This is a genomic window from Bifidobacterium reuteri DSM 23975 (genome assembly GCF_000741695.1).
GTDB lineage: Bacteria > Actinomycetota > Actinomycetes > Actinomycetales > Bifidobacteriaceae > Bifidobacterium > Bifidobacterium reuteri.
The window spans coordinates 49,597-72,807 of the sequence record NZ_JGZK01000017.1 but is presented as its reverse complement, the minus strand read 5'-3'; the positions used below and the strand labels follow the sequence as shown (position 1 = coordinate 72,807).

Genomic DNA, 23,211 nt, shown 5'->3' with positions numbered 1-23,211 from the left:
TCGGAAACCGGACCGGAATCAGTGCCGGACACCGGATCGGAATCAAGAACGGAATCAGGAATAAGGGAGCGTACCAGTCATGAAACGCACGAAGCAGTTCCTCTCCTCGCCGCTGGTGATAGTGTCCGGCGCGATGATCGTCGTGCTCGTCGTGCTCGCGGTCATCGCCCCCGCCGTGTGGGGCGCGGCGGCGAACACCGAGAACCCGATGTTCCTGCTGCGCAAACCCTCCGCCGAGCACTGGTTCGGTACCGACCAACTCGGACGCGACATCTTCGCCCGCACGATGGTGGCCACGCGCCTGTCGCTGGTCACGGCACTGATCTGCACCGCCGTATCCGCCGTGCTCGGCATCGTCGTGGGCGCGGTGCCGGTGGTGTTCGGCAAACGCGCGCAACGCTGGACGTCGTCGATCATCAACGTCTGGCTTGCCTTCCCGGTGATTCTGCTCGCGATGCTCACGGTGATCGCGCTCGGCACCGGTGCCGCGGCCACCACCATCGCCCTGACCATCACGATGACGCCGACGTTCGCGCGACTTGCGCAGACGCTGTCCGCCACGGTCGCAGGCGCGGATTACATGGCCGCCGCGCGCATGTTCGGCGTTTCCGGCCGACGACAGGTCTTCTACTACATTCTTCCCGAAGTCGCCGAACCGTTCGTGGCCAACGTCACCCAGTCAATCGGCGGCGCGATCCTCGCCATGAGCTCCCTGAGCTTCCTCGGCCTCGGCGTGCAGCCGCCCGTCTACGATTGGGGCCGACTGATCAACGAAGGCTTCTCCCAGGTGTATGTCTCGCCGATGGCCGCCGTAGGGCCGGGCATCGCAATTGTGTTCGCGGGTCTCGCCTTCAGCCTGTTCGGTGAAGGCATCTCCAACCAGATCCGCCGCGCCTACAAGCCGTTGCCGAGCGCGATGTCGAAGCGTGAGCTCGACAACCCGCCCAAGATGCTGGACAAGACCAACATGGATCTGGTGGTCGAGGCCGCCGCCGAGCGTACCGAACAGCATCGTGCCGAGGTCGAGCGGCTGCGCGCCGAGGACCCGCAGGCCGCCGTGGTGACTGTGCCCCGTCCTGCGCCGGTGCTGTCCGTGCGCGGCCTGACCATCTCTTTCCCGGAGGGCAAGCGCTGGAACACGCCGGTCAAGGGCATCAGCTTCGATATTGAAGCCGGCGAGATCGTCGGCTTGGTGGGCGAATCCGGCTCGGGCAAGTCGCTGACGATGATGTCCGTGGCCGATTTGGCCGCGCCCGGCTCGTATGTGGCCGCCGACTCGATTCGGTTCGAAGGCACCGACATCGTCGGCATGCTGCCGAAGGACAAGCGCAAGCTGCTCTCCGGCATCGGCGTGGTGTTCCAGGATTCGCTGACCGCGCTGAACCCGTCCATGCGCGTGGGCCGTCAGCTGGCCGAAGTGCTCGAATGCCAGAACGGCACACCGCACAGGGAGGCCATGGAGCGCGCGGTGGAGGCGCTGGAGCACGTGGGCATCGACCCCACGCAGCACGCCGAACGCAAGTTCCCGCACGAGCTGTCCGGCGGCATGCGCCAGCGCGCGATGATCGCCATGGCCGAGATCAATCACCCCAAGCTGATCATCGCCGACGAGCCGACCACGGCCCTCGACGTCACCGTGCAAAAGCAGGTGCTCGCCCTGCTGCGCAACGAATGCGCGCGCAACAGGCAGGCCGCGGTCATCGTCTCGCACGACATCGCCGTGCTCGGCGAAATCTGCAGCCGCATCATGGTGATGTACCACGGTGCGATAGTCGAGATCTTCGACACCGCGCTGCTGCGCACACCTGAGAAACTCAAGCATCCGTACACACGCGCCCTGGTCAGCTCGATTCCGACGCTGGAGACCGACAAGAGCCGGCCGTTGGTCACCATCGACGACGAGCTCGTTTCGCAGCAGTCCGCCAATCTGGCCGATGACGATGCACCTGCCGCTTCGGCGAAAACCATCGCGGACGCCACCGGCGCTGCCGATGCCGCCGCTGAAACCGCAGCCGTGAAGGAGGAGCGATGAGCAACGAAACGATTCTTGAAGTCCGCGACGCCTGCATCACCTTCGAAAAGCGCGACTCCGTAGTGCACGCGGCCGACCACATCTCTCTGACCATGAAGCGCGGCGCGATGCTCGGCCTGGTGGGCGAATCCGGTTCCGGCAAATCCACGCTCGCCAAGGCCATCGTGGGCATGCAGCCGTTGGATTCCGGACAGATCATCATCGACGGCCTGAGCCAACACGACCGCGCGAAGCTCCGCGGCCATGCGCGCGCCGAAATCGTGCAGATGGTGTTCCAGGACCCCTATTCCTCGCTCAACCCGCGCATGAGCGTGGGTGACGCGATCGGCGAGGTGCTGGAGACCTACGAGCATCTGAGCGCCGAAGAGCTTCGTGATTCCGTGGCGGAACTCCTGAGGCTCGTGCATCTGCCGGCCGAAGTGGCCTCCAAGATGCCCGACCAATTGTCCGGCGGCATGCGCCAGCGCATCGCCGTAGCCAAATGCCTTGCCGTGCGGCCGAAACTCATCGTGGCCGACGAGATCACGTCGGCATTGGATGTGTCCGTGCAGGCCGTGGTGCTCAACCTCATCCGTTCGTTGCACGAGCAGCTGGGCCTGTCGATGCTGTTCATCAGTCATAATCTGGCCGCCGTCCGATACATCTGCGACGACATCGCCGTGATGCACCACGGGCGCATCGTGGAGGTCGGGCCGGCAGAGCAGATCGTCAGGAGTCCGAAGGATCCGTACACGCGCTCGCTGGTCGGCGCGATCCCATCGCTGGGCGACGCCGGGCGCGACGTGCTGCTCGATCCGGCGCTCGCCGCCGGTGCTCCGCAGCCCGAGGGGCAGCGATGAGCGCAGTCGGATTGGCGGCGATGACGGAGATGACGAAGACTGTGCGGTCCGAAGACCACGGAGCCCATTTGTCCGCCGACGAGCGTGCGCTGATGGCCAAGGCGGATGTATGGCTGGACGCGCATGCTGAGGAATTCGAAGAGACGCTGTCCCGCTGGGTCGCCGTGCCCTCGATCTGCGATGACCGGTATGCCGGCATCGCCGGTGCTGCGATTGCCGCTGGCGATGCCGGCGGTGAGGCTGAGTGCCCATCGGCTTCGACGCCTCTGGGTCCGGCTGTGGCTCAGATGTTCGACACCGCTGCCGCGGACATGCGCGCCATGGGCCTGCAGCCAAGCGATCACGCGGGATACGCGCTGTCTGCGGCCGTGGAAGATGGTGAATCCCGTGCCGATCTGCCGGTCGGCGGTGACGACGAGATTGCATTGATCAGCCATCTGGACGTAGTGCCGGCCGGTGACGGCTGGACGCGGGCGCCGTTCCGGCTCACCCGGGAAGGCGAGTTCGTTTTCGGGCGCGGCGTGCAGGACTGCAAGGGGCCGTCGCTGGTGAACCTGTTCGTGCTGCGTATGCTCCGCGAGCTTCACGTGCCGATGCGTCATCGTGTACGTGCGCTGATGGGCGGCGGCGAGGAGACCTGCATGAACGATCTGCGCGGATACCTGCGGCATGAGCGGGCGGCCAAGTTCAGCGTGGTCACTGACGGTCCGTTCCCGGTCAACTATGGGCAGAAAGGCATCCTACAGATGGTGCTGAGCATGCCTGCGCCCGGTATCTGGCGTCATTTCACCGCCGGCTCCGCCGCCAACGCGGTACCAGGCGAGGCTTCGATACTGCTGTCCGGCTTCGCAGCCGGTCAGGTCGAGGCTGCGCTCGCAGCCGCTCCGGCGTGCTATCGTAACGTGATTCGTTGGGAACTGTCTGCCGCCGATGATTCCGGATATAACGGCTTCGACACCGCCGGCAAGGCTCCTTCGGTCACCCTCCACGCGCAAGGCGTGGCGGGGCATGCGGCGTTTCAGGCGGGCACGGTGAACGCCATCATGCTGCTCGCCGGATTCCTGAGCGAATCCGGTCTGCTCTCAGGGGCCGATCATGCCGCGGAACTGGCCACGGCCCGCGCGCTGTTCGCCATCGCGAAGTCCACGGACGGCCGTGGACTTCGCATCGCGTGCGCCGACGAATCCGGCCCGCTGACCTTCAACCTGGGTAAGGTCGAGCTTGACAAGGTCGAGCCCGGCCTTACCAAGATTGAAGGCGGCGAAGACGGTGCCGCACAGCCGGAGGATGCTGGCCAGTCCCAATGCCCCGTCGGAAGTCCCAGCCGGCTGCTGTTGCACTGCGACAGCCGGTACCCGGTCTCCGTCAACGGCACCAATCTGGAAGCCGGGCTTCGCGCCGCCGTCGACGCCATGCCGGGTGTGCGCGTCGAATCGCTGCACGACGAGCCGGCGTACCGCATCGACCCGAACAGCGCGGCATGTGTGACCCTGAGCCGGGCGTTCAACGATTTCTTTGATGCGGACAAGCGGCCGTTCACGATGGGCGGCGGCACCCATTCGCGTCTGTTGCCGCAATCGGTCACGTTCGGCGCGGACTTCTGGTACATGGACGACATCGCGCGCAAGGTTGGACGCCCGGGCAAGCCGGACGGCATGAGCGCGGACGAGGGCGGTGCCCACAGCGCGGACGAATGCGTGAACCTCAGGAATCTGCTGACTGCCGCCAAGCTGTACCTCCTCGCCTTGACCAGATTGGACAGAGTACTGTGAAACAGAGTCGTGAAACAACCGTGAAACATAGCGTGAAACAACGCGGGCATCGATGGGCGCACAAGCGCGGAAAGGACAACGGATGAGCAGTGAATCCCGTCACCAGCCAGGTCCGGCAGCCCCCGACCTAGACAAGGCCGTCCGGCTGGACTTCACCAACGAAACAGGGGAGCGGATTGAGTACGAGACGCGTGTGAGCCTGATTGACGTGCCGCGATCAGACGAGGACCGCCGGCCGGTCGGACGCATGTCCGTCACCTCGTTCGTGCGGCAGCTCGACGGCCATGCCGACCCGGCGCGTCCGGTGCTCGTACTGTTCAACGGCGGGCCGATCGTGGCCAGCACCGCGCTGCTGCTCTCCGGCATCGGGCCGAAGCGCGCTGCGTTCAGCGACGACCTCACGGCCCCGGTGCGCGACTCCTTCCATCTGGAGGACAGCCCGTCCTCGCTGCTGACCGTCTGCGATCTGCTGGTCATGGACGCCATCGGCTGCGGATACGGGCGCTATGAGCAGGATGTGGACGTGGAATCCAAGTACACCGCCCGCGAGGACGCCCGGCAGTTCGCCGAAGCCGCCGCGCGTTGGATGGTGCTGGAGGGGCGCGAGACCTCGCCGCTGTACATTCTCGGCGAGAGCTACGGCACCGTGCGCGCGCCGCTCATGGCCAAGGCGCTACTCGAGCTCGGCGACACCGCGATAGCGCCCGCCGGCGTGATCCTGATGGGTACCACCACGAACATCCAGGAGGTGCACGATCGTCTGCGTTCGGTGGTGGCGCCGGCCAGCTCGCTGCCATTGATGGCCGCAGTCGCTTGGTATCACCACAAAGGTTCGCTCGACGCCGCCGATTGGCGCGAGGCCATCGATCATGCGCGCGAGTACGCGTACGGCCCCTACCTGCACGCCCTGTACACCGGCTCCCGGCTGCCGGCCGAGGAGCGCCGGGCGGTGGCCGCCGAGCTTGAGCGCATCACCGGCATCAAGACCGCCGAATGGCTCAAGAACCGACTCAACATCTCCAAGGACCGGTTCCGTTCGATGCTGTTGGAGGACGACGGCGACGTGCTGGGCGTGTACGACGCACGGTACAAGGCCACCGCCTCGCCGACCTATCCGGTCGACCCCTCCAGCAGCCGTGTCGAGCCGGTGCTGTCCGCGTGCGTGCACCTGTTCTACAACGACCTGCTCGGCGTGGATCGCGCAATCACTCATGTGGAGGCGCCGGGCGACGTATGGTCCGTCTGGGATTGGAGCGTGGGCGCGCCCAGCGATTCGGTGAGCGCGGGCGAGAAAAAGTCGCCGTTCGACGAATTCGATTACGCGGGGGCGGTGGAATACTGCCTGCAGCAGGTGGCCGGATTCCGGCTGATGGTGGTCAACGGCTGCTACGACACCATCACCACCGTGGGCGCGTCGGATGCGCTCATCGCCTCGATCGACGCGCCGGAAGGCAGCGTGGTGCAACGCATCTACCCGGCCGGCCACATGACCTACACCGATCGCGAATCGTCCGTGTCGCTGAACCACGACCTCGCCGACTTCGTTACCGGCCGCTGAGCCTCGCCGAACGATCCGCCCGATACGGTATGCCATCCGTTGCGCGGCGCGAGCCGCATGCGTCACCGCAGCAACGCAACGGAATCATACGGAAGTAATAATAAAGAAAGGAACATGATTATGACTGCAGCATCCTCGGCTCCTGAAAGCATCGCCGCTTTCCGCCACAGGGAGGATCTTGCCTCGATTCCGGTCTACCGTCAGGGCAAGCCCGCGCCCACGGACCGTCGCGCGTTCAAGCTCTCCAGCAACGAGAACCCGTACGGTCCGCTGCCTTCCGTGGTCAAGGCGATCGACGAATCCGCGCTCGCCACGATGAACCGGTACCCGGATATGCACGGCTGGAAGGTGGTGGAGCGCCTCGCCAAGCGATACGACGTGGATCCGGCCGCCATCATTCTGGGCGCAGGTTCCTCCGAGATCATCACCGAACTGGTGAACGCGCTGACCGGACCAGGCACCGAGGTCATTTACCCGTGGCGCAGCTTCGAAGCCTACCCGATCATCGTGCGCGGCGCCGGCGCCACCCCGGTCGAAGTACCGCTGACCGTCGACCTGAGGCACGACATCCCCGCGATGATCGACGCCATCACCGATCGCACGCGCCTGATCATCGTCAACAACCCCAACAACCCGACCAGCACCACCGTCTCACGCGCTGAGGCCGAACAGCTGATGGAAGCCGTGCCGAGCGACGTCGTGGTGCTCTTCGACGAAGCCTACTACCAGTTCAACACCGATTCGGATACCGAAGTGGCCATGGACCTCTACCGCAAGTACCCGAACGTCGTGGTGGCGCACACGTTCTCCAAGGCTTACGGTCTGGCGGGCCTGCGCATCGGCTTCGGCATCGGCCCGGTGCCGGTGATCAACGAGATGAGCAAGGTGGCGCTGCCGTTCGCCGTCTCGGATGTGGCGCAGACCGCCGCCGTCGCCTCGCTTGACGCGCAGGATGAGCTCGACGCGCGCGTCAAGGACATCATCGCCGAGCGCGAGCGCATCATCGACGCGCTGCGCGGGCAGGGCTGGCATGTGCCACCGTCCGGAGCGAACTATTTCTGGCTGCAGCTTGGCGGCCTGACAGACGCCGTGGCCGACAAGCTCACCGAGGCGGGCGTGATCGCGCGCGTGTTCAGCGGCTGCGGCATCCGCGTCTCCATCGGCACGCATGAGGCCAACGATCTCGTCATCGAGACCTGTGCGTCCGTAATCAGTGAACTGCCGGCGGCTGCCGAGCAGTGGGGCGAGTGACAGCGGAAGGGATGGTGTTGATGATGACGGAAGATATCGCAGGAGTGACTGGCTCTGCCACTGGGATCGGTGCTGCGGCTGCCGCTGCGGCGGCGAACGCGGCACCGGAAGGCTTTGCGGCGCATCCGGCGGCGGTTTCGCGTGGATTCACCTGGACCGATGGCTCATCGACCATCGATTACACGGCTACGGCCGGTCACCTGGACATCCGTGAGAACGACGGTTCGCCGATAGCGTCGCTGTTCACCGTCTCCTATGTGGCGCAGAAGGTATCCGGCGACGCGGCGGCCGTTGCGGCGGCGGGCGGGGAGCGTCCGGTCACCTTCCTGTTCAACGGCGGGCCGGGGTCGTCCAGCGTGTGGCTCAACACCGGCGGCTTCGGGCCGAAGAAGGCACCATCCATGGCGCCACAGCCTTCGGGGGCCGCGCCATATCCCATCGAAGACAACCCGTATACACTGCTGCGCTGGTCGGATCTGGTGTTCATCGACGCGCCGGAGACCGGCTGGTCGACGATGGCGCCCGGCGTGCCCACCTCGCGCGCATGGGGCGTCGATCAGGATGCGGATGTGTTCAGCCGAGCCGTGATCGACTGGCTGGGCGCGAACAATCGTTGGAATGCGCCGAAGTACCTGTTCGGCGAATCCTATGCCACCACGCGAGTGGCGGTCATGGCCAACATGATCCAGAACCGCTGCATCGATCTCAACGGCGTGGTCATGCTGTCCAATCTGCTCGACTGGGCTGGCGAACAAGCCGGGTCCGATGCCGGATACATCAATCTCATCCCCTCATATGCGGCGGCTGCGGCGTATCATAAGGCGCTCGCCGCAGGCAAGGACGCCGTCGAGGCGAATGCGACGGTGACCGATGATCTGCTGCGCGAGGCCGAGACGTTCGCGTTGGGTGATTATGCGGCCGCGCTGATTCAGGGTGACCGGTTGCCCGTCGAGCGGGAACGTGAGGTGGCACGGCGGCTGGCGGAACTGATCGGCGTGGACAAGGGCCTGCTGTTGCGCCGGCATCTGCGGTTGGACATGGAGGATTTCCGTGCGGCGTTGCGCGGTTCGGAAGGCAAGATGATCGGCCGGTTCGACGCACGGTTCGTGGCGGACAACGATTATGTGGTGGGCTCCGGCGGTGCCGATCCGGCCACGAACGATGCGGCCACGGCGGGCGTCAATTCCGCGGAGACCTGCGCGTTCCGTGCCGCGTTGCATGATATTGGGTATGTCTGGAACCGGCCGTATCTGGTGCTCAACAACATGCAGGTGGAGCCGAATTGGAATTGGATGCATCAGGCGCCGGCAGTGGACGGGCCGATGATGTGCCCGAATACCGCGCTGGACCTGTCGGCGGCCATGCGGCGCAATCCGCTGCTCAAGGTGGCGGTGATGGGCGGCAAATACGATCTGGCCTGCCCGTATCTCTCGGCGCGCAACGACATCGCGCATCTGTTTCTGGCACCGCGGCTGCGCGCGAATATCTCGTATGGACTGTATGCCACCGGACATATGGCCTATGTGGATGCCGCCGCGCTCAAGGCCATGGACGCCGACCTGCGCGCGTTCTACCGTGACGGACAGTTCTAGCGGTCTGCGTCAGCAATTTGTTGAGCGTGCTGGCCCCCTCTGACGAGGGGGCTGTCAGCGAAGCTGACTGGGGGAGAGACGCGAAGCGGGTCTGAGGGGTAGTCATGTCGTCAACGAGCTTCTGACGCAGGAGACACTAGGCCTTGACCATGCGGTGGTCGTGCAGCACGGCTTCGACGCGGTCATCATTTTGGTCGATGATGACGTCGATCAGGGCCAGATGTATCTTCAGGCGCTCGTCGCTGGTCGGGTCGAAGCCGCTCACCCCCAGCGTGGGATCGGTGTCCTCGGCCAGAATGTAGTCGACCAGATTCTGGTAGAAGCTGCGCAGCATGAGGTTCGGGGTGATGTCCGCGATACGTCGGTGCAGCTTCCAGTTGACCTCCTCGCTGGAGGGTGTGTGCCATTGCTCGATCAGCGGCGTGCGCAGCGCGTTCAGGTCGGCCACGTCCTGGTCGGTGCGGCAGCGCACCGCGTCATGCATGACCTGCGTATCCAGGCCATCCAGCACCTCGACCGCGTTGTTCACGTCGATCTTGTGCTGGGTCTTCAGGTCGACGATCTCCAAGGCCAAGCGGGACAGCGGCGGCTGGTCGGCCACGAAGATGCCTCCCTTAGGTCCCGGCTTGACGATGACGATGCGGCGCTCGCGCAGGATGCGCAGCGCCTCGTTCAGCGTCGCGGGGGCCACGTTGAACTGCTCGAGCAGTTCGGTTTTCGTGCCGATGCGGCATCCTGCCGGCAGATGGCGGGTGCGGATGCCTTCCTCAAGCGCGTCGGCCACGGTCCCGGACACCGATTGCGTAACGGTCATGCTTCCTCCTTGGCGTTGTCGCCACTATCTTCCCAGCCTACCGCCTTGCAGAGCATGGGCGGGTACCGCCAGCGGCATCGTATGGCCCGTACATTAATTCGTAATAATCATTATTATAGTTATAGAAAACGTGTGGACAACAAACGTGAGGACAACGGACGGAACAATCCGATAATCATCGAGGAGGACTGATGACCCGATTCACCACCGGCGGCGACGCGCTCGCCGAAGCCCTGATCGCGCAAGGCGTAGACACCATCTTCGGTATTCCCGGCGTGCAGCTGGACGCCGCCTGCGATGCGCTCTACTACCGCAAGGCGCAGATCCGCTACATCTGCGCGCGCAACGAGCAGGCCGTCACCTACATGGCCGACGGCTATGCGCGCAGCTCGGGGCGCGAAGGCGTGGGTATGGTGGTGCCCGGTCCCGGCGTGCTCAACGCGCTCGCTGGCCTCGCTACGGCATACTCCACGAATTCGCGTGTGCTGCTCATCTGCGGTCAGGTGGATACTCCGCAGATCGGCAAGGGCGATGGCGTATTGCATGAGCTGCCCGACCAGACCGGCATCATCGCGCGCCTGTGCAAATGGCACGCGATGGCTGAACATGCGGAAGACATCCCCGGCCTGGTGGCCGAGGCGTTCCGCCAGCTGCGGTCCGGCCGTCCGCGCCCGGTGGTGCTGGAGATTCCGCCGGACGTGCTCGCCGCGTCGATTCCCGCCAATCTGGCGATTCCCGGATATGTCGAGCCGGAGCCCGTCGTGCCTGCGGACGAGGTGCTCAGGCGTGCCGCAGAGCGCGTCGCCCGGTCGCAGCGCCCGCTGATTTACGCTGGCGGCGGCGTGCGCGCGGCCGGCGCATCCAAGGAGCTCACCGAACTGGCGCACCTGCTGGGGGCACCTGTTGTGGTCACCGAGAATGGCCGCGGCGACATCGACGCTGACGATCCGCTGGCGTTCGATCAGGTGGCGTTCCGCAAACTGCGTGAGACCGCCGACCTCATCATCGCTGTCGGCTCGCGCTTCGTGGGTAGTTTCGGCGGCGAGCTCAATGTGAACGGTGTGCCGTACATCTGCATCAACGCCGACGCCGCGGACCTGACCGGCCCGCGTCACCCGGAGATTGCCGTGCTGGGCGACGCCAAGGTGGCGCTCGCCAAGCTGGTCGAGCTGCTTGGTGGGGTGGATGGCGAATCGGCTGGTGATGGTGAATCGTCTAGCGAATCGGCGGGTGCTGCCGCTGGCGATGACGCTGCCGTAGTGGCGCAGTCCGTGGTCGGCTACCGGCCTGCCTACCGGAGCGAGGAACTGGCCGAGGTGCGCGCCTGGAGCGACCGGACGCTCGCCCAACTCGACCCGCAGCGCGAATATCTCGACGTCATCGGGCGCGTGCTCGGCAAGGACGGCGTATTCGTCAGCGAATACACGCAGATCGGATACGCGGCGGCGATATGCATGCCGCGCCACAGCCCCGAGACCTACATCGGCCCGGGCTATGAGGGCACGCTCGGCTTCGGATTCGCCACGTCGCTCGGCGTGCAGGCTGCGGCGCCGGACCGTCGCGTGGTGTCCGTCAGCGGCGACGGCGGCTTCTCCTGGACCTTGCAGGAGCTGTCCACCATGCGTCGGTTCGGGCTGGCGGTGGCCGCCGTGGTGTTCAACGACGGCTATTACGGCAATGTGCGCCGCATTCAGAACGGCAATTACGGCGGTCGAGTGTTCTCCTCGGACCTGACCGACCCGGACTACATGAAGCTTGCAGACGCGTTCGGCATCGCCCACGCGCGTGTTTTCGACCCGCAGGAGCTGGGGCGTGCGCTGGAGAAGGCGCTTGCCAGCCGGACGCCGACGCTGATCGAAGTGCCGGTGGCGGATTTCCCCTCGCCGTGGAACCTTGTGCACGAAGGTCTGCCGACCCCGCCCGCGCTGCCCGAGCATGCCGATCGCGTGCCGCGGGAGTAGCCGAATCCCAAAACTTGAGTCACCTCCGCTCAAGTTTTGGGAATAGAATGTGCCATAGGTCGGTTGAATGAATCAGAACATGACACGAATGCCCGCCTAGGGCGCGCGGTCATGATTCGGCAAGCGGCGGGCCGAGCAATCGGGCCGCCAAGGCCGGATCGCAAACCGTGCGCAACCTCGGGCGGGCATACAAGAATACTTTGGAGGAACACATCATGGAACAGAAGTTCACCACCATGGCCCAAGAGGCCGTCGGCGACGCCATTCAGAGTGCGTCCGCCGCTGGAAACGCGCAGGTCGAGACCCTGCATGTGATGGATGCGCTGCTGCGTCAGGAGAACGGCGTGGTGCGCTCGCTGATCGAGGCGGCGGGCGGCAACGCACAGGCCATCGGAGCCGCCGTGCGCAACGCGCTGGTCGCGCTGCCGAGCGCATCCGGCTCCACCACCTCGCAACCGCAGGCCAGCCGTCAGCTGACCGCGGCCATCGCCCAGGCCGAGAAGGAAATGCAGCAGATGGGCGACGAATACGTCTCCACCGAGCATCTGCTCATCGGCATCGCAGCCAGCAAGCCGAACCAGTCGGCTGAGATTCTTGAGAAGAACGGCGTGACCGCGGCCGCCCTGCGCAAGGCCGTGCCCGGCGTGCGCGGCGGCGCGAAAGTCACCAGCCCGGATGCGGAAGGCTCGTACAAGGCGCTGGAGAAGTACTCCACCGACCTGACCGCCCGCGCCAAGGAAGGCAAGCTCGACCCGGTCATCGGCCGTGATCAGGAGATCCGCCGTGTGATTCAGATTCTGAGCCGTCGTACCAAGAACAACCCGGTGCTGATCGGTGAGCCCGGCGTCGGCAAGACCGCCGTCGTCGAGGGACTCGCCCAGCGTATCGTGGCCGGCGATGTGCCGACCACCCTGCAGGGCAAGAAGCTGATCTCGCTTGACCTCGGCTCGATGGTGGCAGGCTCGAAGTACCGTGGCGAATTCGAGGAGCGTCTGAAGGCCGTTCTGAACGAGATCAAGAACGCCAACGGGCAGATCGTCACGTTCATCGATGAGATCCACACCATCGTGGGCGCGGGTGCCGCCGAGGGCTCCATGGACGCCGGCAATATGCTCAAGCCCATGCTGGCCCGTGGCGAACTGCGTCTGATCGGCGCCACCACGCTGGACGAATACCGCGAGAACATCGAGAAGGACCCGGCGCTGGAGCGTCGTTTCCAGCAGGTGTACGTGGGCGAGCCGTCCGTCGAGGACACCATCGCCATCCTGCGCGGCCTGAAGCAGCGGTACGAGGCGCATCACAAGGTGACGATTGGAGACGATGCGCTGGTCGCGGCGGCCACGCTGTCCAACCGGTACATTTCCGGCCGTCAGCTGCCCGACAAGGCCATCGACCTGGTCGATGAGGCGGCCGCGCATCTGCGTATGGAACTCGATTCCTCCCCGGAGGAAATCGATGAGCTCCAGCGCAAGGTGACCCGTCTCGAGATGGAGGAGATGCAGCTCAAGAAGGCCGAGGACCCGGCATCCAAGGAGCGCTTGGGCAAGCTGCAGGCCGAACTCGCGGATACCCGTGAGAAGCTCAGCGGGCTCAAGGCGCGTTGGGATGCCGAGCAGGCCGGCCACAACAAGGTTGGCGAGCTGCGCGCCAAGCTCGACGACCTGCGCGTGCAGGCGGACAAGTTCACCCGCGAGGGCAATTTGGCCGAAGCCTCGAAGATCCTGTACGGCGAGATTCCGGCGATTCAGAAGGAGCTCGCCGCCGCCGAGAACGCGGATGCCGAGTCCAAGGACACCGGCTCCACTGACCCGAATAGCGAGCCGATGGTCCCGGACCGCGTGGACGCCGACTCCGTGGCTGAGATTGTCTCCGATTGGACCGGCATCCCCGTCGGCCGCCTGATGCAGGGCGAGAACGAGAAGCTGCTGCACATGGAGGACTACCTCGGCAAGCGCGTGATCGGGCAGAAGGAAGCCATTCAGGCCGTGTCCGACGCTGTGCGCCGCTCGCGTGCCGGCATCTCAGACCCGAACCGCCCGACCGGCTCGTTCCTGTTCCTGGGCCCCACCGGCGTTGGCAAGACCGAGCTCGCCAAGGCGCTCGCGGACTTCCTGTTCGACGATGAGAAGGCCATGGTGCGCATCGACATGTCCGAATACATGGAGAAGGCGAGCGTGAGCCGCCTGATTGGTGCGGCGCCGGGCTACGTGGGCTACGAGCAGGGCGGCCAGCTGACCGAGGCCGTGCGTCGTCGCCCGTATTCTGTGGTGCTCTTCGACGAGGTCGAGAAGGCCAACCCGGAGATCTTCGACGTGCTGCTGCAGGTGCTGGATGACGGCCGCCTGACCGATGGCCAGGGCCGGACCGTGGACTTCAAGAACACGATCCTCATCATGACCTCCAACCTCGGCTCGCAGTTCCTCGTGAACGAGGATCTCGACGCCGACGCCAAGAAGAAGGCCGTGATGGACGCCGTGCACATGAACTTCAAGCCGGAGTTCCTGAACCGTCTGGACGATATCGTCATGTTCCACCCGCTCACCCGCGAGGAGCTGGGCGGTATCGTGGACATCCAGGTCAATGCCGTGGCCCAGCGCCTGACCGACCGTCGCATCACGCTCGACGTGACCGACTCCGCCCGCGAGTGGCTGGCCAACACCGGCTACGACCCGGCGTACGGCGCCCGTCCGTTGCGTCGTCTGGTGCAGACCGAGGTCGGCGACCAGCTGGCACGCATGCTGCTTGCCGGTAAGGTCCACGACGGCGACACCGTGCTGGTCGACCACACCGGCGGCGAGCATCTCGAGCTCTCCGCCTGGGCCAGCGACCAGATCGTCGGCGACGACCCGGATGTGGAAGTCGGCAACGTCTCCGAAGACAAGTGACGTTGCGGGAATGAGTGCAGCGTGTTGATGTACATGTTGTTATGAAAAGGCTGACATGGCGGCTGTGAAGTGATTCACGGCCGCCATTGCCGTTTTGGGAATCTTCGGAAAAGAGATTGCAAGGTGTGCCGTAGGTTTCTCGGTTGAGTGTGGTAGGTACACCGGTTGCGCGGATAGGTATCTGCGTTCAATGAGGTATGAGGTCAAGTATCGGAGGCCGGAAACTGGCGGAATGACGTTGAGCTACGTTCTCCGATACTGCCGCTTTCGCGGTGCGGGTACCACATTCAAGGCAGATAGCTGTCTGTAATGGCCGGAATGTACCTCATTCAACGGAGTTACGGTGCGTATGGTGTATGTTTCTGCCGCATATGGTAGGGAAAACGGGGAATGAGTGCCCGCAGTGGAGGAGAAGAAGCAGTCATGACCGGACGATTCGCGCCGACACCATCGGGGCGCATGCACATAGGCAACGTGTACGCCATGCTGGCCGCCTGGCTGTCCGCCCGTTCGCGCGGCGAGCGCATGTTGCTGCGCATCGAGGACGTGGACAAGCCGCGTGTGATCGCCGGTGCCGACCGTCTGATGATGGACGACCTGCGCTGGCTCGGCCTCGACTGGGACAATGCGGCCTCGCCCATGTACCAGTCGCGCCGCACCAAACGATACGAATACGCACTGGACTGCCTGCGCAAGGCGGATGGCGTGGTCTACCCTTGCTTCTGCTCGCGCGCGGACATCCGCGCCGCCTCTGCCCCGAACGAGGGCGACGGCTTCATGGTCTACCCCGGCACCTGCCGTCGACTGCTCCACGATCACCCGGAAACCGTGCGGGCGCGACTGGCGCACGGAGACCAGCATTCCATTCGCATCGCCATGCCCGAAGCGGGGGAGTGGACGGCTGCCTCAGATGCCATCGGTGGTTCCTGTGACTGCGCGGACAGGGGCGATGCCAGCGCCGTCCATGAAACCGTCCATGAAGGAATCCGTGGTGGAGCGGCGTCGTTCGATGACCGCATATACGGCCCGCAAGACTACGATCTGGCCCGCGAAGTCGGAGATTCGGTGATTCGCCGGGCGGATGGGCTGTTCGGCTACCAGCTTGTCGTGGTCGTGGACGACTTGGACATGGGCGTCGATGACATCGTGCGCGGGCGTGACCTGCTGCGCTCCACGGCATTGCAGATGTGGATCCGCAGATGCCTGCTCGCCGGCGGATTCCAGCCGGAATGCTCGCCGGGCATGGGGGTGGGCGACTCGTCCGCATGTCCAATCTCGCGTCTGGATTCCATCACCATCGACGCCACCCGGCTTGCTGATGCCGGTTGTGCCGCACACGTCGGTAGTGCGTCCGGCAGAGTAGGTTCCCGTCTTCGCTCGCCGGTGAATCCTGCGTACGCGCATTTGCCGCTGATTGACAATGCGGCCGGCCGTCGTCTCGCCAAACGCGAGCGTTCGCTCGACATGGGTGCCCTGCGCGCGCGTGGCATCGCCCCCGAACAGATCATCGGCTACTGCGCCTGGTTGCTGCGCGTCCGTCCGACCCCCGAGCCCTGCACGGCTGCCGAGTTGGTTCCCGATTTCAGCTGGGCTCCTCTGCGCGCCGATCATCCCGACAGGGCCCTTGACCCGAGTGACCCCCTCACCCCGTCATGGCTCGCCGACGCATTATCGGTGTAACCAGTCGTTCGTGCGCCTTCACAAGACGCTCATGGGGCTGTTCATGGGGACGTTCATGGGACACTGGCCTATGCCGGCGTCCGTTGGGCGGTAATCTGATAGCACTGCAACGGAAGGATACGGAAGGAATCCAATGTCTGCAAAATTGCTGAGAAATGTGGTACTGGCCGGCGCTGCGGCCGCCGGTGCCGCCGCATGGGCCGTGGCCCCTCGTTCGTTCAACGACAAGCGCCGCAACTTCGTGCCGTCCATCCCCGAGGTCTGGTATGCGCACCGCGGCCTGCATGACGCCGGCTCGGGCCTCGTGAACCCCGCCGACGCGCCCGAGTACTCCGGCGACGACCCGATCAGCGCCCAGGCGGACACCACCAACACGGCGATGTCCGAAAACGCCGATTACGTGGCGCTCGCCCGCCGCATGGCCATGAAGGCAGGCTACGGCAGTCCGGAGGTCACCGGCCCCATCGCCCCCGAGAACTCGTTGGCCGCGTTCGCCGCCGCCTGCGAAGCCGGCTACGGCATCGAACTCGACCTCCAGCTCACGCTCGACGGGCAGGTGGTCGTGGTGCATGACGCCGACTTGCTGCGTGTGGCCGGCGATCCGCGTCGCGTCGAGGATCTCACCTACGACGAGCTCACCCGTATTCCGCTGTTCCCCGGTGCCAAGCCCGGCGATCTCAAGGCCAAGCCGCTGCCTGGTGCCGATGCGAATCCGCCGCTCGTGGTCACGCCGTCCGCCGCGCCGGAAGGCTACTATCAGCACGTGCCGCTGTTCTCCGACGTACTCAAGGTGGTGGCCGGCCGTGCTCCGCTGATTGTGGAATACAAGTTCAGCGACAATAGCGCCTGGGATGCGCGCACCGAGGAATTGATGGAGAAGGGGCACGCGCTGCTTGAGGACTACCGCGGGCCGTACGTCATCGAATCCTTCCATCCGGGCGCGGTCAACTGGTACAAGCAGCATCACCCCGAGGTCTGCCGCGGCCAGTTGAGCTGGCCGGCGAAGCTGCAGAAGGACGGCCCGCTGGAATGGGGTGCCGGACTGCTGGCGTTCGATTGGCTGTCGCGTCCTGATTTCGTGGCCTATGACTGGACCGGCGGCGCTTCGCCGCAGGTGCGACTGGCTCGTGCGATGGGTGCCACGGCTGTGTCCTGGACCGTGCGTAGCAGCGACGAGCTGGCCCAGTGCGACCAGTACTTCGACCGCCACATCTTTGAGGCGTTCGTCCCCGACGCACGGTAGCGCCGTGCTGCGGTGTAGGCGGGATATGCCCATCATGTAGGGAACTTCCCACCATGTAGGGAACTTCCCATCATGTAGGGATTTTCCCATGATGTAGGGATGCGGAATGGCGGAATTCCGCGGAATCGTAAAAACTACTCCCTACACGATGGGGTAATCCCTACACCGTGGGTATCTTCCTGGGCGGGCGGGCGGCTTGGGCGGGCGTCCGGCCCAGGAAGATGCTTGGCTGGCTACTTATGATACGGTTCGCCGGCGTTGATCTTGTATGCCCGGTAGATCTGCTCGAGCAGGATCACGCGCATGAGCTGATGCGGGAACGTCATCTTCGAGAAGCTGAGTTTGAAGTTCGCGCGGCGCAGTATCGCGTCGTCAAGGCCGATTGATCCGCCGATCACGAGCTGGATATGACTGACGCCGTGCAGTCCCCAATCCTCGATCTTGGCAGCGAATTCCTCGCTGGAGAGCTGTTTGCCGTCGATGGCCAGCGCGATGAGAAACGCGCCGTCACGAAGGTGCTTGGCGATGCGTTCGCCTTCTTTGGCCTTGATCTGCCGTTCGATGCCTTCCGAAGCATGCTCAGGCGTCTTTTCGTCCGCGACTTCGATGATGCTGAGTTTGCAGTACCGCGAAAGTCGTTTGGAATACTCGTCGATGGCGTCGCGCAGATACTGTTCTTTCACGCGGCCCGGCGCAATGATGTCGATTTGCATACTACTCACGTAACAACGATGGATAATGCTTGTCCATCTCACTAAACGTACGCTGAGTGACCGTGAGCGTACGTTTAGTGAGAAAAGGGGTGCTGAAACCTCGGCAAACGTACGCTAAGACGCTTGATGTACGTTCGACGAGACATTGTCGGGATTGATGGGATGCGTCGGCCGGCACATCCCGCTGAGCTGTCGGCCGACGTAGGTCAGTCGATCACTCCGTACAGGCGATCGCCGGCGTCGCCCAGACCCGGCACGATGTAGCACTTCTCGTTGAGCCTTTCGTCGACCGCGCACACCACGACCTTGAAGTCGATGGACGGGTCGATGTGCTCCTCGACGTACTTGATGCCTTCGGGGGCGGCGATGATGTTGATGGCGGTCACGTCCTTGGCACCGCGCTCGGCCAGGTAATGCGTGGCGGCGACCAGCGTGCCGCCGGTGGCAAGCATCGGGTCGATGAGGAAGCACTGACGGCCGGACAGGTCTTCCGGCAGACGGTTCGCATAAGTGATCTGCTGGGTGGGATGCTCCTCGTCGCGCTTCATGCCGAGGAATCCGACTTCGGCGGTGGGGATGAGACGGGTCATGCCGTCGAGCATGCCGAGCCCCGCACGCAGCACCGGTACGATGATCGGGCGCGGTTCGGCCAGCTTCTTGCCGGTCATCGGGGCGACCGGCGTCTCGATCGGCACGGATACGACGCTCAGGTCGCGGGTGGCTTCGTAGGCTTCCAGCATGACCAGCTCGGAGACGAGCTCGCGGAAGGTGGAGGAGGGGGTGTTCTTGTCTCGCAGCACGGTGAGCTTGTGCTCGACCAGCGGATGATTCAAAACATGCAATTCCATAGCTCCCAGACTACCCGTTGCCGCCGGGGAAACGGAAATTCGCGGCGTGCAGGTCGGGGAGGCAGGGCAGGGAAAGCTCAGCGGGCTGTTACGAGGCATGACTGTTCCTATGGCTACATTGCCGACTTCGGCTGTTCAATTACCGGTCATCCGGCATTCGCGATTCTTGTCCATTCGGGACATGTCGCCTTTCTAGCGTTGTGCATAAGAGCATTCGCATCGTCGCCAGCCAAGGCCGAGGACGAATGCTTGCGTCTGATGATGCCACAGGCAAGGGCATCGATGCAGACTGACATTGATTGAGGGAGGGACAATGTCCGTATTCACCCAGTACAAGCGCGCGATCGCCGGCCTCGCCGCCGTCGCCACGCTCGCCGCGAGCTTCGCGGCCGCAGTGCCGGCGATGGCTGACGACCAGCCGGCCACCTACCCGTCCGACAGTACCAAGGCCGATCCTCAGGTGCTGCTCAAGGAGTTCAACAACTACTGGACTCCGGTGGACAACCCGAACAATGACGAAACCACCGTGTTCCGTGGCGATGTCACCGATGCCGGTGCCTCGATTCTCAAGCAGAACGATGATCTGACCGTGGCCATCAACAACAAGGCCGCAGATGATGACGCCGCAGGCACCAAGGTCGACGACCATTACAGTCAGCTGCAGAAGGCGCTCATCGACGGCGATCAGAACAACCGCGAAACCTATTGGGATGCCTTCGGTCCGATCATGGGCGAATGGTTCTGGGATGGCATGGTCGTCGATCCGACCACCAAGACCCGCGCCCTGCAGAAGACCTACGACCTGCTCAACGGCATGGTCGGCTACATTCCCGTGACCGGCGCCAAGTACAGCTTCAACTATCCGCGCCCCTCGCTGAACAGGACCACCGGCGGTGACCTGTTCGACCGCAGCGCGAACGGCAAGAACGACATGAAGGGCCTGGCCGCCGAGCTGCCGCTCAAGCGCGCCGCCGACTGGGACAACCCGTGGCAGGATCCCTACCGCAACCTGCCTCACGGTGCCGGCTACTCCGGTCTCGCTGGTTCGCTGGATGACAGCGGCAAGTACAAGAACAACCCTTCGCAGTCCTTCCCCTCCGGCCACACGATGGCGTTCTACACCTCTGGTCTGGTGCTCGCCGCGATGATGCCGGAATTTGCCCCGCAGATCGCGGCCCGTGCCGCCGAGGGTGGCAACAACCGCATCGTGCTCGGCGTCCACTACCCGCTGGACATCATCGGTGGCCGCATCGTCGGTGAGGCCTCCGCCGCCGGCCGTCTGAACGACGACGTGTACTTCGAGCAGGTCGTCAAACCCGCCCAGCAGGAGCTGCGCGACTACCTGACCAAGCGCGGACAGGAAGCCGGATACGGCAACACCTTGGATGAGATCATCGCCAAGACGAACGCCACCACGACCAACGGCTACAAGAACCTCAACACGGACGCCGTGGCCACCGAGCCGGTCACCGACGTCAAGTCCGCTGTCGACGTGTACACCCAGCGTCTCACCTACGGTTTCGCTCCAGTCTCCGCCACTGACCAGCCAGCACGCGTGCCCGCCGGTGCCGAGGGCCTGCTGCGCACCGTGTTCCCGACCCTGACCGCCGACCAGCGCCGTGAGGTGCTCGCCCGCACCGAAATCCAGTCCGGCTACCCGCTCGACTCCACCTCCGACGGCTGGCAGCGTCTGAACCTCGCCGCAGCCTTCAGCTCCAAGGTCACCCTCGATGCCAACGGCAACGTGGTGAATGTCGAGCCAGGCCAGAAGGCCGAGGTCGTCAAGCAGGAAGTGCCGGACAACGGTAACAACAACGGTGGCGATAACGGTGGTAACAACGGTAACAATAACAACGGTTCCAATAACCAGAACAACAACGCCGGTAATAACAACAACGGTTCCAACAACCAGAACAACAACGGCGGCAATCAGAACAACAACGGTTCTGTCAACAAGCCGCAGAACGGCAAGGACAACGGCAAGAACAACGCTTCCGACAAGAACGGCAAGCTGACCGATACCGGTGCTGACGTCAGCGTCTTCGCCGGCATCACCGTGTTGTTCCTCGCCGCCGGTGCCGCGCTCGCCATCGCCCGCCGCGTGCGTCGTTGATCTCGGCCGATGAGTCCCAGTGGTCACCAGTTGATTCCCGGCGAATAGTCCTCTGCAGGTAAATTGGTGCCTCGTATATATACCTGTTTTACCTGCAGAAACGAGTCCTATATAGGCACAAATCACCTGCAGGCTTCCACGCGATACACTCCGCGACCGCCTGCAGGTTCGTAATAAGCACTGATTTACCTGCAGTCCTGTTCCAGACTTCTGCCGAGGAACAGGACTGCAGGTATTTTGTGTATTCCAGCGCTGTCGTTTATGTCTGCTACCCGAATCACATCGCGAACGGCTCGTAGTAGATATCGTCGGCGGCCACCCCGTGCTTGAACAGGATTGCGCGCACGGCCTCCATCATCGGCTGCGGACCGGCGATCAGATACACGGCGCCTGGGCGAATCATCGGCGCGATCGTGGCCTCATCAGCGCGTCCGGCCTGCAGTCGCACGCGCGTGGCCGGCGTCGTGCGGCCGAACTGTTCCAGCTGGTCGCGATAGATGAAGTCGCGCTCCGACCGAACGGTGTAGAGGAAATCGACCTGCCGTTCGCCGTCCGCGTACGCGGTGAGGACGCCAAGCAGCGGTGTGATGCCGATGCCGCCGCCGATCAGCGCCAATGGCGTGCGCTGCTGCGTGCCGGTGCCGCCGGCCGTGCGCCCCTGCTGCACGGCGGCCTGGTCGGCCTTGGTGGTGGCGCGGCGGTCGTGCTCGTCGATGAATTCGGCATAGCGTCCATACGGCGGTACGATGCGCACCGCGTCGCCAGGGCGCAAGGCGGCGATGCCGGCGGTGAAGTCACCATCCGCGCGAATCGCGAACGCCATGGTCGGCGCATCCGGATGCGGCATCGTAATGGTGGTACCGTCAGCCGACGTGGTGCTTACTGCGGTGTTCGAGGCGGCCGCGCCCACAGCGAACGAGACGGCCCCCGGTGCCGGATACGAATTCGTCAGCGAGAACGGATGGAATTCGCCCATGCCGCGCTTGCCGGGGAAAGCGATGAATGCGAAATCGCCCGGATTCCAGCGGATTGTGCCGCCGCCTAAGCCCGTGCCGCGCGCGTTGCTTCCCGCGTCGGCGGCATTGCGCGGCCGTGAAACACCGCGCGAGCCGTTCGCATCCTCAATCGCCACCGTCAACTCGGTGACGCGATCGGCCAGCGGCCGAACGGAGACCACACGTCCACGCAACGCGAACGCCTCACGGTTCACCGAACTCCAGATGTAGTACGCAAACACGATGATCGTCGTCGCGTCGAGCAGGAAAATGAACGGTTTGATGGACGCGATGTAGTCAATCACATGCACATGGATCACGATCAGCGCGATGGCCACCAGATTCAACCGATGCAGCCAGACGCTCATCTCATGCCGGAACACCTGCTCCAGCGCGCGCTTGATCCGCGCCAGAACCGGCACGCGAGCAGTCAGCCATCCGGCCATGAACACCAGCGACCACACCGCCACGGCCATGAACAGGTACAGTCCCAGATGTCCCGTCAGGCCGATGAGTTCGCCGGCACCGGGCAGCAGCGACTGATGCACGAACGCCAGCACGATGGCCAGAATCGCCAGCACGCCGTGAATCATATACATATGCGGCAGGCCGACCGTTCGGTCCACCCAGCGCGGGCGACACGCGAGGTACACGGCCGCGAGCATCCATACATAGGCGATGACGCCGAGTTCCGCGCCGAACATCGAACTGCTGTACAGGGCGGGGAAGCCGGCGACGAGCGTCGCCAGAAACGGCAGCGGGATGATGAACAGCACCACCGCCCAAGCCAGGGCGATGTGCGAGGAGATGTGTTTCATGGATTGATCCTTATGGTAAGTGAGCTTTTGTATGGGCTCGTACGTGGGCTCTTGTGCGGGCTTTTGTGCGGGCTCTGCGGCGGCGAGAGCCAGGTTG

At 64.2% G+C, this 23,211-nt stretch carries 15 protein-coding genes; 11 read left to right on the top strand and 4 right to left on the bottom strand.

Features of this window, described 5'->3' with window-relative positions; genetic code table 11:
* Positions 1–79 precede the first annotated feature (79 nt).
* From BREU_RS09685 to BREU_RS09660, 6 genes are all read left to right on the top strand, one after another.
* Positions 80–2,032 (top strand): dipeptide/oligopeptide/nickel ABC transporter permease/ATP-binding protein, encoded by a 1,953-nt coding sequence (locus BREU_RS09685; protein ID WP_052382114.1) that lies wholly within the window; start codon positions 80–82, stop codon positions 2,030–2,032.
* On the top strand, positions 2,029–2,871 hold the full coding sequence (locus BREU_RS09680) for an ABC transporter ATP-binding protein (protein ID WP_081886673.1): 843 nt from the start codon (positions 2,029–2,031) through the stop codon (positions 2,869–2,871). Before BREU_RS09685 ends, BREU_RS09680 begins: the two co-directional genes overlap by 4 nt.
* Positions 2,868–4,643, top strand: coding sequence for a M20/M25/M40 family metallo-hydrolase (locus BREU_RS09675; protein WP_044089860.1), 1,776 nt, complete (start codon positions 2,868–2,870; stop codon positions 4,641–4,643). Before BREU_RS09680 ends, BREU_RS09675 begins: the two co-directional genes overlap by 4 nt.
* A gap of 82 nt (positions 4,644–4,725) precedes the next feature.
* Positions 4,726–6,201 carry a S10 family serine carboxypeptidase-like protein gene (locus tag BREU_RS09670; protein WP_044089861.1) on the top strand — a complete coding sequence of 492 codons (1,476 nt, stop codon included), beginning with the start codon at positions 4,726–4,728 and terminating at the stop codon, positions 6,199–6,201.
* Between the two features lie 120 nt (positions 6,202–6,321).
* Positions 6,322–7,452, top strand: coding sequence for a histidinol-phosphate transaminase (gene hisC, locus BREU_RS09665; protein WP_044089863.1), 1,131 nt, complete (start codon positions 6,322–6,324; stop codon positions 7,450–7,452).
* 20 nt (positions 7,453–7,472) lie between these two features.
* Entirely contained in the window at positions 7,473–9,044 is a 1,572-nt protein-coding gene (locus BREU_RS09660) for a S10 family peptidase (protein ID WP_052382113.1), read from the top strand.
* 136 nt (positions 9,045–9,180) lie between these two features.
* Here the strand turns inward: BREU_RS09660 and BREU_RS09655 are convergent, their stop codons facing one another.
* Positions 9,181–9,858 (bottom strand): FadR/GntR family transcriptional regulator, encoded by a 678-nt coding sequence (locus tag BREU_RS09655; protein ID WP_044089864.1) that lies wholly within the window; start codon positions 9,856–9,858, stop codon positions 9,181–9,183.
* A gap of 191 nt (positions 9,859–10,049) precedes the next feature.
* Here BREU_RS09655 and BREU_RS09650 point away from each other — a divergent pair, with 191 nt between their 5' ends.
* The 4 genes from BREU_RS09650 (at position 10,050) to BREU_RS09635 (ending at position 17,627) form a co-directional block, all read left to right on the top strand.
* Positions 10,050–11,819, top strand: a complete 1,770-nt coding sequence (locus BREU_RS09650; RefSeq protein WP_044089865.1) for a thiamine pyrophosphate-dependent enzyme — start codon at positions 10,050–10,052, stop codon at positions 11,817–11,819.
* A gap of 215 nt (positions 11,820–12,034) precedes the next feature.
* Positions 12,035–14,704 carry an ATP-dependent chaperone ClpB gene (gene clpB / locus BREU_RS09645; protein ID WP_044089866.1) on the top strand — a complete coding sequence of 890 codons (2,670 nt, stop codon included), beginning with the start codon at positions 12,035–12,037 and terminating at the stop codon, positions 14,702–14,704.
* Positions 14,705–15,127: 423 nt separating this feature from the next.
* Positions 15,128–16,384 carry a glutamate--tRNA ligase family protein gene (locus BREU_RS09640; protein ID WP_044089867.1) on the top strand — a complete coding sequence of 419 codons (1,257 nt, stop codon included), beginning with the start codon at positions 15,128–15,130 and terminating at the stop codon, positions 16,382–16,384.
* A 133-nt stretch (positions 16,385–16,517) separates the two neighbouring features.
* Positions 16,518–17,627, top strand: coding sequence for a glycerophosphodiester phosphodiesterase family protein (locus BREU_RS09635; RefSeq protein WP_044089868.1), 1,110 nt, complete (start codon positions 16,518–16,520; stop codon positions 17,625–17,627).
* Positions 17,628–17,860: 233 nt separating this feature from the next.
* On the opposite strand, the gene rlmH is transcribed toward BREU_RS09635, so the two are convergent.
* Positions 17,861–18,340: a 23S rRNA (pseudouridine(1915)-N(3))-methyltransferase RlmH gene (gene rlmH / locus BREU_RS09630; protein ID WP_044089869.1), complete on the bottom strand. Its 480-nt coding sequence runs from the start codon at positions 18,338–18,340 to the stop codon at positions 17,861–17,863.
* 206 nt (positions 18,341–18,546) lie between these two features.
* Positions 18,547–19,188 (bottom strand): uracil phosphoribosyltransferase, encoded by a 642-nt coding sequence (gene upp / locus BREU_RS09625; protein WP_044089870.1) that lies wholly within the window; start codon positions 19,186–19,188, stop codon positions 18,547–18,549.
* Between the two features lie 313 nt (positions 19,189–19,501).
* Between upp and BREU_RS09620 the strand changes: the two genes are divergently transcribed.
* On the top strand, positions 19,502–21,301 hold the full coding sequence (locus BREU_RS09620) for a phosphatase PAP2 family protein (protein ID WP_052382112.1): 1,800 nt from the start codon (positions 19,502–19,504) through the stop codon (positions 21,299–21,301).
* Between the two features lie 277 nt (positions 21,302–21,578).
* On the opposite strand, the gene BREU_RS09615 is transcribed toward BREU_RS09620, so the two are convergent.
* Entirely contained in the window at positions 21,579–23,114 is a 1,536-nt protein-coding gene (locus tag BREU_RS09615; RefSeq protein ID WP_044089871.1) for a hypothetical protein, read from the bottom strand.
* Positions 23,115–23,211: the final 97 nt, after the last annotated feature.